General features: G+C 49.4%; 12 protein-coding genes. 1 reads left to right on the forward strand and 11 read right to left on the reverse strand.

Annotated features, from left to right (window positions below; all coding sequences use genetic code 11):
* Positions 1 to 94: 94 nt before the first annotated feature.
* From WBM30_RS03205 to WBM30_RS03250, 10 genes are all read right to left on the reverse strand, one after another.
* Positions 95 to 877 (reverse strand): sulfite exporter TauE/SafE family protein, encoded by a 783-nt coding sequence (locus WBM30_RS03205; protein WP_424899339.1) that lies wholly within the window; start codon positions 875 to 877, stop codon positions 95 to 97.
* Between the two features lie 53 nt (positions 878 to 930).
* Entirely contained in the window at positions 931 to 2,340 is a 1,410-nt protein-coding gene (locus tag WBM30_RS03210) for a glycoside hydrolase family 1 protein (RefSeq protein WP_424899340.1), read from the reverse strand.
* A gap of 20 nt (positions 2,341 to 2,360) precedes the next feature.
* Positions 2,361 to 4,220 (reverse strand): beta-glucoside-specific PTS transporter subunit IIABC, encoded by a 1,860-nt coding sequence (locus WBM30_RS03215; protein ID WP_424899341.1) that lies wholly within the window; start codon positions 4,218 to 4,220, stop codon positions 2,361 to 2,363.
* A gap of 205 nt (positions 4,221 to 4,425) precedes the next feature.
* Positions 4,426 to 5,328, reverse strand: a complete 903-nt coding sequence (locus WBM30_RS03220; protein WP_424899342.1) for a MurR/RpiR family transcriptional regulator — start codon at positions 5,326 to 5,328, stop codon at positions 4,426 to 4,428.
* A gap of 150 nt (positions 5,329 to 5,478) precedes the next feature.
* Complete coding sequence (locus tag WBM30_RS03225; protein ID WP_424899343.1) at positions 5,479 to 6,576, reverse strand: DgaE family pyridoxal phosphate-dependent ammonia lyase; 1,098 nt, start codon at positions 6,574 to 6,576, stop codon at positions 5,479 to 5,481.
* A 25-nt stretch (positions 6,577 to 6,601) separates the two neighbouring features.
* Positions 6,602 to 7,219, reverse strand: a complete 618-nt coding sequence (locus WBM30_RS03230; RefSeq protein WP_424899344.1) for a trimeric intracellular cation channel family protein — start codon at positions 7,217 to 7,219, stop codon at positions 6,602 to 6,604.
* Positions 7,220 to 7,348: 129 nt separating this feature from the next.
* Positions 7,349 to 8,740: an MFS transporter gene (locus WBM30_RS03235; RefSeq protein ID WP_424899345.1), complete on the reverse strand. Its 1,392-nt coding sequence runs from the start codon at positions 8,738 to 8,740 to the stop codon at positions 7,349 to 7,351.
* Positions 8,740 to 9,945, reverse strand: coding sequence for an amidohydrolase (locus WBM30_RS03240; RefSeq protein WP_424899421.1), 1,206 nt, complete (start codon positions 9,943 to 9,945; stop codon positions 8,740 to 8,742). Before WBM30_RS03240 ends, WBM30_RS03235 begins: the two co-directional genes overlap by 1 nt.
* A gap of 480 nt (positions 9,946 to 10,425) precedes the next feature.
* Entirely contained in the window at positions 10,426 to 12,804 is a 2,379-nt protein-coding gene (locus WBM30_RS03245; RefSeq protein WP_424899346.1) for a helix-turn-helix domain-containing protein, read from the reverse strand.
* Positions 12,805 to 12,944: 140 nt separating this feature from the next.
* Positions 12,945 to 13,985 carry an NAD(P)-dependent alcohol dehydrogenase gene (locus WBM30_RS03250; protein ID WP_424899347.1) on the reverse strand — a complete coding sequence of 347 codons (1,041 nt, stop codon included), beginning with the start codon at positions 13,983 to 13,985 and terminating at the stop codon, positions 12,945 to 12,947.
* Positions 13,986 to 14,203: 218 nt separating this feature from the next.
* Here WBM30_RS03250 and WBM30_RS03255 point away from each other — a divergent pair, with 218 nt between their 5' ends.
* Positions 14,204 to 14,563 (forward strand): hypothetical protein, encoded by a 360-nt coding sequence (locus WBM30_RS03255; protein ID WP_424899348.1) that lies wholly within the window; start codon positions 14,204 to 14,206, stop codon positions 14,561 to 14,563.
* 246 nt (positions 14,564 to 14,809) lie between these two features.
* Here the strand turns inward: WBM30_RS03255 and WBM30_RS03260 are convergent, their stop codons facing one another.
* On the reverse strand, positions 14,810 to 15,178 hold the full coding sequence (locus WBM30_RS03260) for a DUF488 domain-containing protein (RefSeq protein ID WP_424899349.1): 369 nt from the start codon (positions 15,176 to 15,178) through the stop codon (positions 14,810 to 14,812).
* Positions 15,179 to 15,194 lie beyond the last annotated feature (16 nt).

Below are 15,194 nucleotides of genomic sequence, written 5' to 3' on the forward strand. Positions count from 1 at the left end.
TCATGGATAACAGCAAAGTATCCATACTTTTCCACACTAACAAACCCAACACCAAAAATTAAAGCCGCCTCACAATGGAGACGGCCTATTTTTCTTATCGCACACCCATATAGGTGTTGTAAAAACTCACGAACAGCAGCAACAGGACCAGCACTTGGAAGATGATCGAGACGCTTTTGTTCGACAATTTCTGATTCAGAGCGGTCCCGACATATCCGCCGGCCACTGACGCGACTCCAGCAACGATCATGAAGGTCAAGGAATAGTTCCCCAGTTCACCCGCCAGCACGACGCTTCCCAACTTCGAGATCTGCGAAAAGAAAACAGTCGCAATCGAATAGCTGATTGCTTCCTTTATCGTGAAGGAGAACAGCAATACCATCAACGTCACATTCAGCGGGCCTCCACCGATACCTAGAAAGACAGAGAATCCACCCAAAAACAGGCCGACCGCAAAAATCAACAAGGGCTGTTTCACCTGGTAGTGCCGGATTTTGTCCTTCCTTCTTTCGTAATACAGGATCAATACGAGCGTGATGGCCAACAAAACTGCTTGGATCGCCTTCACATATCCTTCTCTGGTGCTGTTGATCAGCGTCATGAAAGCCATTTGGCCCAAATATCCCCCCACAAGCGATCCGATGGAGACGAGTGAAACGATTTTGGTGTCGAACGGAAATCCGTTGCGGTAAAGCTTTCCGATCGTCACGATACCCATGATGAAGATGGCTACCGATGCGTAGAAGCCGATTTCGACCGCGTTGTGGTAGCCGATGACATCCAACAATTGTTTGATGATCACGCCCCCGCCCAAACCGGCCAAGGCTCCCGTCACTGAAGCGATGAACATAACCACCGCATATAATAAATAGATCATTTCTCCACACTCCTCAATAGAGGCTGGAGCGTCAGCCCCAACATCTTAAGCCTTTATTCTTGTTTCCAATCCAAGTCTTCGCCATTGGTCGCAATCACTTGCTTGTACCATGCGAAGGAATCTTTTTTGATCCGCTGCCGGCTGCCGTTGCCTTCATCATCCAGATCGACATAAATGAAGCCGTACCGCTTGCTCATTTCCCCCGTGCTGGCTGAAATCAGATCGATCGGTCCCCAGGACGTGTAACCCATGACAGGCACCCCATCCAGGTCGATGGCTTTTTCCATTTCGATGATGTGCTGACGGATATAGTCGATGCGGTAATCATCGTGGATTTTCCCGTCAACGATCGTATCGGCAGCGCCCAGTCCGTTTTCGACGATCATGAGCGGCAGCTGATAACGATCGTACAAGTAGTTCAAGGCGTAGCGCAAGCCTTTCGGATCGATACCCCAACCCCATTCGGACCGTTCGATGTGAGGGTTTTTGTAGCCGGTATCCAGTCCGTTCAAGCCCCGCAAAATCCCTTTCGTGTTCCTTCCGCACACATGCGTCATGTAATAGCTGAAGGAAATGAAGTCGACCGTGCCTTCCTTGAGGATTTCTGCGTCTCCCGGAAGCACCGGCAAAGTGATGTTCTGGCGTTCCAGCTCCTTCAGCTTGTAGTTCGGGTAGTAGCCCCGGCACTGCACATCCGGATAGAACATCATCTTGTGCGCGAAATCCTCGTTCCCTTGGATGTCGTCCGGGTGGCAGCTGTTCGGATAAGAGAAATGGCCGGCATACATCATGCCGATTTTGTTTTCCGGGTCGATCACGCGGCCGGCTTTCACGGCCAAAGCACTGGCGATGAACTGGTGATAGGCCGCTGTCATTTTGACCGATTCATCCGACGAAGCTATTCCGCCGGCATTCCACGGCATCGTCGACATCACATTGATTTCATTGAAGGTCAACCAGTAGGTGACCTTGCCTTTGAAGTGTTCGAACAGCGTTTCGGCATAGCGCAGGTAAAAATCGACTACTTTACGGTTTTCCCAAGAACCGTATTTCTGAAGCCCCATCGGATTCTCAAAGTGGGAAATGGTCACCAACGGTTCGATGCCGTTCTCCAGGCAGAGATCGATGAGCTTATCGTAAAAAGCCAATCCTTTCGCATTCGGCTCGGCTTCATCCCCTTGCGGGAAGATGCGGGACCAGGCGATCGAGAAGCGGTAGCACTTGAAACCCATCTCGGCGAAAAGCGCGATGTCCTCTTCGAAACGGTGGTAATGATCGATGGCTTCATGCGTGGGATAGTAGCGGTCAGGTTCGATCACCGCAGTGATGTCCCGCTTCAGGGTCGGGCTGCCCGCCGTCATCATATCGGCTGTGCTCAGGCCTTTGCCGTCCTCCAAGTACGCTCCTTCGATTTGGTTGGCGGCTGTTGCGCCGCCCCATAGAAAATTATCCGGAAATCCCATTTTTTTGCACTCCATTCTAATTATTTCAATGTGAGAAACGCTGCTCCTGCCGCAACCGTTCCACCCGCTTCCTGAATAAATTCAGAGTATTCCGCCGCGTTCGTCACGACGATTGGTGTGGTTGTGTCATAGCCTGCTGCTTTGATTTCTTTTGCATCGAAGCTGAGCAGCAACGTCCCTTTCGTTATATGTTGTCCTTTTGCGACATGGGCTTCGAAGTGTTTCCCTCCCAGTTCCACAGTGTCCATCCCGACGTGGATGAGGATTTCTGCGCCTGCATCCGTCCGCAGTCCGATAGCATGTTTCGTATCCAGCAGCACCGTCACGGTTGCGTCAGCCGGTGCGTACACCTTGCCTTCGCTAGGGATGATTGCGGCGCCTGAACCCATCATGCCGGAAGCGAACACTTCATCGGCAACGTCGGACAGTTTGATAACAGTGCCGGACAACGGTGCTGTCAACGTTTCTCCAACCGGAAGCACGAGTTCAGTTTCCGTTTCAACAACTGCTGCCTCTTCCTCAAGTCCCCAGATGTACTGAACTAAGAACGAAAGCACAAATGCGATCACACAGCCGATCACCGCATAGTAGAAGTTGGCCAATCCCTCGGGACCGATGAAGGCTGGTAAAGCCAACAACCCAGGCGCCACTTGTGCGTATCTGCGCACCCCGAAAATGCCGATGAACAGTCCGGCTGCACCACCGCCGATCATTGCAGAAATCAGCGGACGTTTGTAGCGCATGTTGATTCCGTATAAAGCCGGTTCGGTGACGCCGAGCACGGCCGTCAGCCAAACGGAGGATGCCAAGCGTTTGACATCGGCATCCTTCGCTTTGAAGGCCACAGCCAAAGAGGCGCCGCCCTGAGCGATATTCGAGACGGTCATCCCTGGTCCGGCAACGGTATCATAGCCGGAAGAGGCCAACATATTGATCCCTATCGGAATCAATCCATAATGCATGCCCGTCATGACCATCAATGGTGTGAAGGCACCTACCAGCATCGGGACAAGCCAGCTAGCATAAGTGTTCAAGTACGCAAGCAGGATGCCTACGCCTTCACCCAGATAGTTCCCCAACGGCCCCAGCACAACCAACGTAGCCAGTCCCACGATCAGCATCGTGAGCAGCGGCGCCAACACCATCCGCAGACTCTTCGGGATCACCCGATCAACGAAAGGCTCCACGTAGGACATGAACCAGATTGCCAGGATGATCGGCACGACCGAGTTCCCATAAGTGCTCAATCTGACCGGCATTCCGAACAGATCGATGCCGATTCCGGCTTCCTTGGCGCCCGCCACCATGCCGGTGAAGGTCGGATGCAGCAAGATTCCGCCAATGGCCATGGCGATGTAGGGATTGACATTGAATTTGCGCGCAGCCGATGCGGCCAGGATGACCGGCAAGAAATAAAAACCGGCATCGCCCATAAAGTTGAGGATCACAAACGTCTGAGACGCTGGATCCACCAGTCCCGCCAACACAAGAACCGAAAGCAAGGCTTTCAGCATCCCGGCACCTGCCAGCATCGGGACGATCGGCACAAAAATACCCGAAATCGTATCCAGTACCTTGGCGATTACGCTGCGTTTTTCTTCACCTGCTGATGCTGCCTGTACCCCATCAAAGTCCAACTTTTCATTTTTCATGACTGCTTGGTAGACGAACTTGACGTCATTACCGATGACAACCTGATATTGGCCGCCCTTTTGGATAACGCCGATGACTCCATCCATCTTCTTCAAAGCCTCAGTATCCGCTTTTGCCTCATCCGCCAGATTGAAACGCAGTCTTGTTACACAGTGCGTCAACCCTGTGATGTTATCTTTTCCGCCCACTTTTTCCACGATTGCTTTTGCCAATTGTGAATAATCCATTTTCGTTCCTCCTCCTGAATCTTCTTTACGGCAATATCGTAACGCTTTCAGTATCTTGGAACAATCATTTGAAAGCGTTTATGTACAGTGTTCCGGAATCCGCTGATTTAAGCCCTTTCTTTTTGGAATAGCGTTCCAAAAAAAGGGCCCAACACAAAAAAAGCTCCATATTCCGGTTCCTTTCCGGAGTCTGGAGCTTTTTCGCTTATTTAGGGTCATTCTCGTTCTGGCCGCCCGAAAGCAGCGGGTTGTAGGATTTTCTTCGTTTTTCGTACTCTTTGGTGTATCTGATTTTGTCAGCCAGATGCTTTTCGTAATTCCGGCTGAAGACATTCGCGTATAGGACATCCAAAAGGAACAGGACGGATGGGTACAATGAAAAGTTGCCGATATTATGCACAAGACTTTCATGCGTCGAAATATACAGCGTCACCGTCGCCAGATCGCTCAGGCTATTCCCGCCGTAGGATGTCAACGCAATCGATTGCAGCTTGCGTTCCTTCAGCTTATGCGCAATCCGTATCAGCGTCTCGGTTTCACCTGAATAGGAAATCAAGAGGAAGACACTGCCTGCCTTCGCGTAACAGGCTTGATAGAACATCATATCCAGCCGATTATCGATGATCACATTTTTGCCGATCTTGACCATCTTTTCCTGGAAAGCCCGCGCCAAATCGGATGGCGCCCCCGCTGAACAGACGTAGATGTCATCAGCCTTCACCAATAAGCCTTCCGCCAGTGCGAGCGCATCGTGGCCCAGCAATGAAAAAGTATCTTCGATCGTATCGATGTACAGATTTTTCAGCTTGCCGCTGATTTTCGTGTTCCGGTCCTTCATATCGAACGGATAATTGATGTCGATTTTCCCGAAGTCGGAGGAGAGGTAGTTCAATTCATGCAGATAGGCTGTCCTGAAATCAAGGAATCCCTCAAAGCCGATTTTTTGGCAGAGGCGAACAACCGAGGACGGTGAAACGAAAAGTAATTGCGCGAGTTGGCGCAGACTCTTTTCAGCCCACTCGTTATCCTCATCGAGAAAATAATCGGCGATGACGGTATCCACTTTGGAAAAATCCTTCTGCTCTTTCAGGCGTTCTGTGATCAGCATAAACAATGGCCCTCCATTCGGTGCAAATTTTGCCGATTCTCCCGGATCATTCAGCGATCCTCTAGTTTCGGCTTCTCTCCGATTATACAACATGCGGAGCCGCTGGCATATAAAAGGGTCCTGCTTTCATGGCGTGGAAATTCCTCTTTCCTATTCGCCTAAAATTTCTTCTAATTGCTGAACAATTTTCGCCATTTCTGCTTGATTGACGGAACGAATGTCAAATTCAATGATGCCGTTATTGGCTTGGTATTCACGCGTATAAATCGCTGGATTTTGTATTTTTAGTTGTTGTATGACTTCTTTTGCACTAATTGTTCCGGTCACTTTGACACTAGCGCGATAAATTTCTCTACCGGCACTGTCTTGCACAATGGTGGCTTGTAAATCCGGTATTTGATTGAGCTCTTCAATAAAAGGGACTAAACGTTCCTTCATCGACTCGCCACTTTCGCTGTCGTTAGTCAAATAATCTTCCACGGCTTGTGCAAGCCCTAAAATATTGTCTTTTCCGATCTTCATGGCGCGGCCAATGCCCTTGCCTTGGAGTCGCACCCAACCAATCGCGCTTTTTTTTCCGACGACCAATCCGGCACTGGGGCCTTCAATCGCTTTGGCTCCTGAATAAATCACTAAGTCTGCCCCTGCTGCATAATAGCGGAATAAATCTTCTTCCGCCGCGGCATCGACAATCACTGGCAAATCATATTTCCGAGCGACGGTCACCATTTCTTCCACTGTCAGCATACTCTTTTGCACGGTGTGGTGACTTTTGATGTAAAGCAGGGCAGCCGTTTCCTTGGTGATCATCATTTCCACGTGTTCTGGGGTGCACATATTTGCATATCCGGCTTCAACGACTTTGCCGCCTCCTTGCTCGACCATGACTTCGACGGGCGTACCATAATCCACATTATGTCCTTTGGGTAGAATAATTTCTCGTTGGGTGATTTTTTCTGTATAAGGATGGTAAACATGAAATAAGCTGCCTTTGCCGATTACGCCTGCCACGGATTGGGCGATGCCTGCTGAAGCAGAAGACACGACTTGTACATCTTCTGTTTTCAGCAGTCCAGCCAAATAAGCACCCACTTTCACCGACAAATCTTCCATCTCAAAAAAATGTTCTCCTCCATACTGTTGGGCAGCCAAAACAGACGGGGATACTTTCGACACTCCCAGGATTGTCATTCTACCGGAAGCGTTGATTACTTCCTTTATTCCAAATTTTTCGTAACTGATTGTCATAAATATTCCCTCCGATGTACCGAACCTATTCCAGCGTGATTTTTCCGACCTTAAGCAAATGCACATCCTTCTCCATGCAGTAGATCCTGATCAAAGTCGTTGCCAAAAAGCAGCTGTACAGCGCCATTTGACTTCCGGCCAAGCGGAACACGATAATGTACAGAATGGCTCCCAGGATGGAAGCCATCGCGTAGACTTCTTTGCGGAATATGTAGGGAATCTCCCGGGCGAACACATCCCGGATAAGTCCGCCACCGGTTCCGGTCAGGACAGCCAACGTCACCACAACGTACCACTGCTGGAAGCCAGTCCGCATAGCCACTTCCGCACCGATAGCGGTAAACGCCCCGAGACCGATCGCATCAAAAAACTGGAGCATCTTCGCCAACTTATTGATGTGCATATAGAAAAGGATGACAAATCCTGCGGAAAGCAGGCTGATAAGTGCATAGACGGGATTTTCCAATGATGCCGGCAAAGGACGATCGATCAGCAGATCCCTGACGATCCCACCGCCTACTGAAGTCGTGATCGCAAATATCCCGATCCCGTAATAATCAAGATCCTTCTCGATCGCGGTCAACGCACCCGACATCGCAAAGGCAATCGTTCCGATAATTTCCACAATTGAAATAAATTCCATTCTATTGTCCCCCCTAATGATAGTTTTCTGAAAATATTGTGTTTCGCAAAAAGTATAACGCAAAAGGATGCAAAGTCGCCATAACTTTGCATCCTTTTTCATTCTATTTTTTAGTCTGTTTGCACAAACCTATTCCGTAGCTTCTACTTGCGCAGCAGCTTTTGGAGCTGTCAGCAAAATCGAAGCCAATGCAATCGTCCCAAAAGCGACATTCAGCATCAATCCGGCAGAACCGGCCACTTCCATATTTCCTTGCGCTCCCAAAGCATTGAAAAGGCTGGACGAAAGTGCGACCCCGACTGCTCCGCCTAAAGAGCTGGCCATTTTGTAGATGCCGGACGCGCTGCCGATTTTATCAGCAGGCGCATTCGAAATGGCGGTATCCGTGGAAGGTGTGGCATAAATCCCCAAACCGAAGCCATACAAAGCATAGCCGACGAACACAAGCAGATTGTAAAAGATTCCCGGTACAAAAGTGAAGGCCATCAAAGTAATACCGATCGTTGCGATGAATGATCCGGTCACCATCGGCTTGCGGGAACCGAATTTTTGCAAGGCTTTTTCACCCAAACGGATGGAGCTCAGGACGCAGACCAAGTAGCCGATCGTCAGCAAGCCGGATTGGAAAGAAGAGAAGCCGCGGCCCATTTGAACATAAGTGTTGGCAACCAACATTGTACCTGCAGAAGCATTCAACAAGAAGTTAGACAAAGTGGCACCACTGTAAGCTTTGTTTTTGAATAGAGAGAAGTCGATGAAGCTGTTTGTATGTCTTTTTTCGATATTCACAAAAAGGATCACTGAAATAACGAATGCCACAGCTAATCCCAAGATAATAGGATTTGCCCATCCCATGGTTCTTCCTTGGCTGATAAAAACATTGAAAGTCAGCATAGCAATCACGAAAGTAATCAGTCCGCCGACATCAAAAGGTTTCTTTTCGCCGACTGCTTCAAATTTACTTTCTGGAGTTCCTTTAAGCAAAAGCAGCCCGATAACAGCAACTACAATCGAAACGATGAAGATTGCACGCCAGCCGAAGTAAGTGGCTACTAAACCGCCGAAGAAAGAACAAATTCCTGAGCCGCCCCAAGAACCGATTGACCAGAAGCTCAGCGCACGTTGTCTTTCAGCTCCATCGAAGTAAGTCTTCATCAAAGCCAAAGTAGCAGGCATTATGCATGCAGCAGATAGCCCTTGGATGATACGACCGATGATCAACAATGCTGGGCCCGTTGCCAATACTAAGCACAGAGAACCGATGATGCTCAGTATCATTCCGATATTCGTAACTTTTACGCGGCCATGTTTATCCGCAAGCCCACCAGCAACAACCATAAACATACCTGAGAATAAAGATGTCAAACTGATGGCAATGCCCAAGATACCGGATGAAATTCCCAAGTCTGCTTGGATGGCTGGTACGATGTTCACCATTGTTTGAGCAAACAACCAGAATGTTACAACCCCTGAAACAATCCCCAAAATAAGTCTATTATTTCCTTTGTATTGCGTTTTCACTATTTTTCACTGCTCCCTTTTAAGTAATCAATAACTAATGTCCCCATTGTTTCGGCTGCAATCAGCATACTGTCCTCATTGATCCGGAATTTCGGATGATGATGCGGATAAGCTTCGCCATCTTCCGGAGTCGCTCCGACATAGAGGAAGACGCTCGGGCGTTCCTTCGCATAATAAGCGAAATCTTCTGAAGGCGGCTGCGCCTCACAGCGTTCCACAGCCTCTACTCCCGGCAGTTCAGTAGCCTGCAGAGCCGCTGCTGCGAATGCCGTCATTTCCGGATCGTTGAACAAGACCGGATAGTCGTTTTCGTAATCCAGTTCATAGGTCACATCGAACATAGCGGAGATGCCGTCCAGCTTCGCCCGGATTTCCTTTTCGATAAGCGTGCGTGTCTCTTCGGACATCGAGCGCACATCGCCCTCCAACACAACCGAATCTTTGATGACGTTGAACGAGCCTTTACCGTCAAAACTGCCGATCGTGATCGAGCCAACATCGAAAGGATTCATACGACGGCTGACGATGGATTGTACGGCTACGACAAAATAGCTGGCCGCCACGATGGCGTCGTTCGCTTTATGCGGCGATGAGCCATGCCCACCGACGCCTTGAATCTTCACACGGAAATTGGCGCGGCCAGTCTGAACATTGCCTTCACGGTAGAACACTTTGCCGCTGTCCATCTGTGACATGACGTGGATGCCGAATACCGTGTCGACGCCTTCCAAAGCGCCATCCTTGATCATGCCAATAGCTCCGCCCGGCGGAACTTCCTCGGCAGGCTGATGCAGCACAACAATCTTTCCTTCGAGTTGCTCCTTCATCTCTATTAATGTTTCGGCAAGGGTCAGCATGTAGGCTGTATGTGCATCATGTCCACAAGCGTGCATGACTCCCGGCGTTTTTGAAGCAAATGGCAAGCCGGTTTCCTCTTGAATCGGCAACGCATCAAAGTCCGCGCGGATGGCGACTGTTTTCCCCGGTTTGCCGCTGTCGATGGTCACGACAATGCCCAGTCCGCCGATATGAGTGCGGATGTCACACTCTTTCCCTGCATAAAAAGCTTCGATATACTTGGCCGTGTTCTCCTCCTGGAAAGACAATTCTGGATGAGCATGCAAGTAGCGGTAGATCTCAATCATGCGGTCCTGTTTCTCGGCTAACTTGCTGAATAATTGCTTCTTGGTCGCTTCGTTCATTATATTGCGCTCCCTTATTTTTGACTGTTTGAAACTATCATATAGGTTGGTTATTGCTACGTTTCTTAATCACTCAGCTAGTATACCGCCACAAAAAAATAAAAAAAGGCTCGTTATTATGCAAAATAGCCTGATTTTTGTCTTCGCATTTTCAGAAAACGATGGAATAACAATTTAATGCGGATGATTTTTGTCCGAAAGCCCTTACTATTGCAGATTCAGAGTGGCCGCATCAAAATAGTTGTCCGATTATGATGTCTGAACTCCGGGGAACGAATGCTGGCCGGAGTTAAAAACGATGCGATTGGCCTGAACTCCGGCGAAGCCGCCGCGGTCGGAGGTGATGATTTTTTATCGAAGTGTCGGACAAACTGAGACTATTATTATGACTATTATTGCAATGAAGAAGGCTGTCCCAAATGAGACAGCCCCTGATCCAAACATATTTATTTTTAAAGTAGCCTTCGCAGGAACGCCGCACGCTCAGCCGATCGCTCTGCGGAATTCGATGAACAGGATTGCGTTGCTGCTCATCGAAGCATAGAAGGACCAATCCTTTTCTATCTGTTCATCCTCGAGCTCCAAAGTCGGCATGGAGGATTGAACGATGTATTCCATCACCTCAAGGTCAATGCCGTGTTTGCTGTTCAGCTGCCCCCACTTTGTGTAGAGACCGCCATTCTGCTGATCGAACCGATATTTCCGGACCTGGTATTCCCCGGGCTCCATGCCGATCACCCGAACATGCAGTTCGTTGCTGCGGTTCCGCATGAACAATTCATCGACCGAGTAGCGCGGATTAAAATGCTTCTCGTTGAAAAGCAGCAGTTGGTAGCCCTCTTCGTTTTCGGTCAGCACATAATGCTCTCCCTGAGCGCGCACTTCGCCCGTCATCTGTTCCTTGAACATCAGCGTGTAGAAAGCAGGCCGCTTGCCGTTGAAGAAATGGAAGAGCTCCAAGCCCGCCACAGCCTTATTGTGGTTCCCTCCGTAGCGCTCATGGAGTTCGCTGTTCAGCCAAAATCCGACACCGGCGACTTCCGCACCCAAATCCAAAATAGTCCTCATAATCAGCGCCCCCCGGAAAAAAGTCCCGTTTGTGTAACGCGTGTTTCCGGTCAGTGTGTTCCAATTTTCCAGGTACAGCGGCTGATACATCTGGTGCTTTTTCAGGAATCGCTTCAGCTTCTGCGTTTTCCGCAGGATATAGTCTTGGCTGTTCTGGAAATCTTCATCGCTGATTTCGGAAAAGTCGACGACCTCATTCTGATCGGCATCATAGGTGATGAAATCGATGATGCCGGATTGGTGAAGTTGCCAGTGATGCGCCAAGGAAAGACTGTCTTTGTCCTCTTTGAAAGGCAGGAAGGTGCCTATTTTCAGCTGAACGGCATATTTCCGGATCACTTCATGCAGCCTCAAATAGACGCGCTCCAACTCCGTGGACAGCACGGCCGTCTCTTTTTCAGCATAGAACACGACTTTCCATTGATTGACAAATTTCCTGCCGAAGACCTGCAGTGTGTGGATCAGGAAGCCTTCAAGTTCTTTGAAATAGCGCTCTTCATTGTGGATGACTTCTTTATAAGTGATCCGCAAATACAAGCTGATCTCCAGTTCCTTCAGGTACTGGATGGCCAAATCGGCGTTGGCGTACTTCGGTGTGGTGGAAACGAACTCATCCGTCTCTACTTCCGGCAATAAAGTGGATCCGCCGACCAGATTACGTACACCCACAAAATCGACGCGAAGCCGTTGCTTGGCGAGAAGCACTTGCTCCTTCACCTGCTCGTTCAGGATTTCTTTTAGTTCCCCGATGAACACAACATGCTTTTCGCTCGCCAACAAGCTGTCGTCCCCAACGTCTCCCACAACAATCTTGCATGCTTCACCTGGCGCCTCGTCCGGCAATGCGCGCGGATTCAGAGGCTCCTCCAAATATTTCGTCAACTGCATCAACGCTTCCGGCGAATCCAATGTCTTCCCGGTCTCAGTTTTGGCGGTCACGGCTCCGAACGCTTCACTGTTTCCTTGTTTATGCTCCTTCCGGTATTGGACCGGCGTCTGATCATATACCGATTTGAAGGATTCCGTAAAATTCTTCGCCGTCGAGAAGCCGTTTCTCACGGCAATCTGGAACAAATTATCCGATGTGTGCAACAAGTCCTCCACGCAATGCTTCAACCGCACCATCTTCAGATACTGCAAAAAACCCATTCCGGTAATCTGCTTGAAGTAGCGGGATAAATAGGTAGGTGACAGGTACTCGCTTTCCGCCATTTCCGCAAGCGTCAACGGTTCCGCATAGCGGAGCTCAATCGTATGGATAATCCGGGCGATCCGTTCATCGCTCGCTTCGCCCACTCCGGTCTGCGGCCCCTCCTTTTTGAAGAAGCGGGTCACCAGCAACATCGTCTGAAAAAGGATACTGCGGGCTTCCAAAACACTGCCTTCTTCTTGGCGGGAATGGACAATCACGAGTTCTGCCAGCAACCTACGCAGCTGCGCTACGACATCCCCGCGCCCCGGATCCAAATCTTTCGAGAAACATTCGAAGGAATAATGGAAGTAATTCGGGTAGTTCAGCACGAAGAAATGGCTGGGGATGCTCAGGCAAATGAGGATATTATTTTCGCTGCCGTGGACGGTATAGTGATCATTCCGGTTGATGAAGAGAATATCCCCTTCATCCAGAGCATACATTTCCCCATTGACGGACACGCTCGCCCTTCCTTTGGTCACGAATAAAATCCGCGTGCCGTAATACCGCTGCGGTGCAGCATAGCGGATATTCCCCATCGTGATATCATAATCTGCCCCATGCTCTCTCGTCATCGGTTCTCCTCCATTCTTTTCTCCCATTATCCACCTCATACCCAATCGGCACAATGACCATTTTCCGACAACTATTTGAACGAATCAGTCTGATTGTGCAAAAAACCAAAAAGTGCCCCCAATGCAAAGCCCGGGGACATCTTGTCTGTTCATGAAACTAATTTTTATCAGATTGTACTTGTGTCGATAACGAAACGGTATCTGACGTCAGAAGCCATTACGCGTTCATAGGCCTCATCGATCTGGTCGGCGGAAATGACTTCGATATTGGGAACGATGCCGTGTTCGGCGCAGAAGTCCAGCATTTCCTGCGTTTCGCGGATGCCGCCGATCATAGAACCAGCGAAGGAACGACGGTGCCCGATCAAGGACATCACATTCACCGACAACGGTTCACCAGGAGCTCCGACATTCACCAACGTGCCATCGAGCTTCAACAGCCCCAGATAGGCATCCAGATTGATCACGGCACTCACCGTATTGATGATCAGGTCAAAACTGCCGGCCAACTCTTTGAATGTTTCCGGATCCTTGGTGGCGTAATAATGCTGCGCCCCGAATTCCAGACCGTCTTCTTTTTTGCTCAGCGTTTGCGACAGGACGGTGACTTCAGCCCCCATCGCATGCGCGATTTTGACGCCCATGTGCCCCAATCCGCCCAGTCCGATGACGGCGACTTTCTTGCCGGGGCCGGCCTGCCAGCGGTTCAATGGCGAGTAGGTAGTGATGCCGGCGCACAACAGCGGCGCTGCAGCATCCAGTCCGATGTTGTCCGGAATGCGCACAATAAAATCTTCGGTCACGACGATATGCGTCGAGTAGCCGCCCTGTGTCGGTTCGCCGTATTTGTCGACTCCGGCATATGTCGGAACATTGCCTTTCAGGCAGTACTGCTCATCGCCTCGCAAACAATTTTCGCATTCTCCGCAGGAATCGACCATGCAGCCGACGCCGACGCGATCCCCGATTTGATATTTCGTTACTCCAGGACCGACCGCTGTGACCAATCCCGCGATTTCATGCCCAGGCACGAGCGGATAGTGCACGTGTCCCCATTCACCATGGGCTGTATGGATATCCGAATGACAGATACCTGCAAATTTGATTTCGATCAGAACGTCCTGCTCATCCAATTCCCGTCTCTTGATTTCAGCAAATCGGAACGGTTTGTCCGGACCGTCGACTGCTCTTGCTCTCGCTAGTACCATCTATTTTTCCTCCATTATGCTTTTTATTCAAAAGCAGCGTTCTCGCTCTTGTATAAAAAGCATACACCTTGAAGTTAAGGTTAAGTCAAGCGATAACCAATCGGAAGTCCTAAATTATTCCAAACTTTTTTTGTTCCTTATTATTAACATTATTTCTATTCTCAATATAACTAGTTTATACTTAATATTGAAACAATTCGAAAATAGGAGGAATCAACTTGAAAATGAAAGCCTATCTAGCTCTTCCGGTTACATTATTGCTTATGGCCTGTTCGAATGGTGCGGAGGAAACGCCTGAAACCGACGTCACCCAATCCTCAATCAGCGAGAGCACCGAAGTCATCAGCACGGAAGTTCTCGACAACGAAACTGCCTTTTTGAAACAACTCGCAGATTTTGATGCACAGCATAAGCCCTTCATCGTAGCCTATTACGATTCTCTTGATGCAATAAAAGAAAAGGTATCTGACGAGACGAATACTTTTGTTGATCCGGAACTTTCCGAACAGGAACTGCAAATCAAACTGATTTTCAAAGGTGACGATGATTATTACCGCGTAGTACTGGGGCATGAGTAACCATCTCTTCCTAAACCCGATATAAGGCACTCATGTCAGTCGATTGCGCAGCGCTGTCTCCACGAAAGGCGACAGCTTAGTGTTTCGTTGACCATCCGGCTTACTCTTCCTTTCCAAAAGCCGAGATAAGTAGCTTACCTCGGTTAAATGCGAGCTAACGAAAAAGACGCCCTGATTATGAGCGTCTTTTTCGATATCCAACAACGATAGTGGTGTTCTTTCACCCCCACAAGCGCCAATAACTGTCTATTTCCTCTGTGTCTCTATAAAATCCCTCAGCACAACAACATGATTAATCTCCGGGTCCCGCGCGGCATAGACCAAAGTGACATCGGCCGCTTCCAGCTGTTTCATGATCTCTGCTACGGCAGCAGCGGTTTGCGGATTCGTCAACAGTTCTTCTTCATATCGTTCCTTGAAGGCGGCAAATTTATCGGGTTCGTGGTCGAACCATTTACGCAGATCTGGTGAAGGCGCGCTGTCCTTCAGCCACGCATCAAGCTGTGCAATTTCCTTCTTGACGCCTCGCGGCCACAGTCGATCGACCAAGATCCGGAATCCGTCCGCCTCCGCAGGGGCTTCGTAGATGCGCTTCATCTTCAGTTCCAAGCCCATTCCTCCTTTTGAATGA

Origin of the sequence: Trichococcus sp., assembly GCF_049684335.1 — a bacterium.
In the GTDB taxonomy this organism is placed as follows: domain Bacteria; phylum Bacillota; class Bacilli; order Lactobacillales; family Aerococcaceae; genus Trichococcus.